The 2188-nt window shown below is 59.4% G+C and carries 2 protein-coding genes; both read left to right on the forward strand.

The window, feature by feature from the left end:
* Positions 1 to 167 precede the first annotated feature (167 nt).
* Positions 168 to 1433, forward strand: a complete 1266-nt coding sequence (gene ectB, locus NKH59_RS33205; RefSeq protein ID WP_353024447.1) for a diaminobutyrate--2-oxoglutarate transaminase — start codon at positions 168 to 170, stop codon at positions 1431 to 1433.
* Between the two features lie 263 nt (positions 1434 to 1696).
* The gene (locus NKH59_RS33210) at positions 1697 to 1798 is read left to right on the forward strand and encodes a hypothetical protein (protein WP_352585864.1); all 102 of its coding nucleotides are present in this window, start codon (positions 1697 to 1699) and stop codon (positions 1796 to 1798) included.
* Positions 1799 to 2188 lie beyond the last annotated feature (390 nt).

A 2188-nucleotide genomic window follows, 5' to 3' on the forward strand; every position in this document is an offset into this window, starting at 1 on the left:
TCCGGCACTGATCCTCTTCACGCCAACGACGACGACGCTCCGGTCCGGTCAATAACGTCACATGGCTCATGCTGTGCTGCTAACTACGCTCGAAAGGACGACCTTAAGAGCGCAGCTTCGCTACCGGGCCATGCTCCCGCAAGGCGGCCCTCGCCGAAGGGGTACCGATCTTCAATCATCTTGAGTCCGAAGTGCGCAGCTACGCTCGCAGCTTTCCCATCGTTTTCGCGAGGGCACGGGGGGCTCAGCTGTTTGCGCGAGATGGGACAGCCTATCTCGACTTTCTCATGGGCTGCTCGAGTTTGAACTATGGGCACAATCCGCCTACGCTGAAGTCCGCGCTCGCAGACTACATCGCGAGCGACGGCATCACCCATGGCCTCGATCTGTATAACGAAGCCAAGGAGTCCTTTCTGCGAGAATTCCACGAGGCGATTCTTAGGCCGCGGCAACTAGACTACGTCGTACAGTTTCCCGGTCCGACCGGCGCCAACGCGGTCGAGGCTGCCCTCAAGCTAGCACGCAAGATCACTGGGCGCTCCAACGTCATAGCCTTCACCAACGGCTTTCACGGCGTGAGCCTTGGCGCTCTCTCCTGCACCGGCAACCGATACCACCGTGCGGCCGCCGGCCAGCTGCTTGGCGGCGTCAGGCGGCTACCCTATGACGGCTATCTTGGATCCGCTGTAGACACCGCCGATTACCTTGATCGCCTGCTCTCAGATCCCTCCAGCGGCGTGGACGCTCCGGCGGCGGTGATTGTCGAGACAGTTCAGGGCGAAGGCGGCCTGAATGTCGCCGGCACGGAGTGGCTGCGCAAGGTGGCTGCCGTTGCGCGCAAACACGGAGCTCTGCTGATCGTAGACGACATTCAGGCGGGTGTTGGCCGGACCGATGCGTTCTTCAGCTTCGAGGCCGCCGGTCTCCGCCCGGACATCGTCACGATGGCGAAATCGATATCGGGCTATGGCCTGCCTATGGCCCTCGTCCTTATTGATCGACAACTCGACAGGTGGGAGCCCGGAGAACACAACGGAACGTTCCGCGGCAACTGCCACGCTTTCGTCACCGCGCGCGTAGCCCTAGAGCATTTCTGGCGAACGGACAGCTTGGTAGCGTCCGTCAGCCAGAAAGGCAACCTGCTGAAGAGCCGCCTTGATCAGATCGCGCAGAAGTACGATCCAAGCCGAGTGTCAGCCAAGGGTCGTGGCATGATGCGGGGCATCGATCTCAAGTCTGGCGAGACTGCCCGTCAGGTCATCAGCACCGCCTTCCACAGGGGCCTTATAGTCGAGACCTCTGGTCCCAAAGACGAGGTCGTGAAGTGTCTGCCACCCCTCGTTATTGGGGAGGATCAGCTTAGCCAAGGCCTCGACATCCTCGAGGGTGCTATCGAAAGCGTGATCGGCAGCACAATGAACACGGCAGCGTAAGGGGTGAATCATGATCGTCAGGGATTTCAATGAGGAGAAGCTGGCAGCCCGACGGGTCCAGACGTCGCGGTTGCTTCTCAAGAACGATGGGATGGCCATATCACTAGGATCTATCCGGGCGCCCGACTCAACATGCATTATCGGAACCACCTTGAGGCGGTCTACTGCATCTCAGGAACGGGCTCTATCGAGGATTCCCAAGCGGATGAGGTCCATGTCGGCGACCGGGCATCACTTACGCGTTCGATAAGCATGACGCCCACCTGCAGTGTGCCGAGACCGAATTGGTGTTGGCCTACGCCTTTGTACCTCCGTTGGCGGGCCGCGAGGTGCATGATGAGACCGGCGACCTCATGTCGCCCTAGGAAGTTCAATCCATGTCGGCAGCGAGAGTCGGGTCCTTCGCCTCCGCCGTCGGTCGTCATTCTAGCCGCCTTACACTGGCCTACACGAGCACAGCCGCAGAACCAAAAGTATGACGGCCCGTCGAATTTCGATGGATCTCCCGTGGCGCGGGCTGTCCGGTGGACTTCGCATTGCACGACATTGCGATACGAGAAGCTCGCGACAATTGGCCCTGATTTTCAGTGCATTTCAAACTAACGGTAGAGTACGCTGCAATGCATGACGACGCGACCACACTTGAGGTATCGACATATATCTGCTCGCTTTGGCCTGCTGCCGGTTTTTCGGACACGAGGTTAAGCTAACATAGCTTGTTCCTCGAACTCCACGGGGCTCAGATAGCCCAGCGT

Origin of the sequence: Mesorhizobium sp. M0998 (genome assembly GCF_040318885.1) — a bacterium.
Classification (GTDB): Bacteria; Pseudomonadota; Alphaproteobacteria; order Rhizobiales; family Rhizobiaceae; genus Mesorhizobium.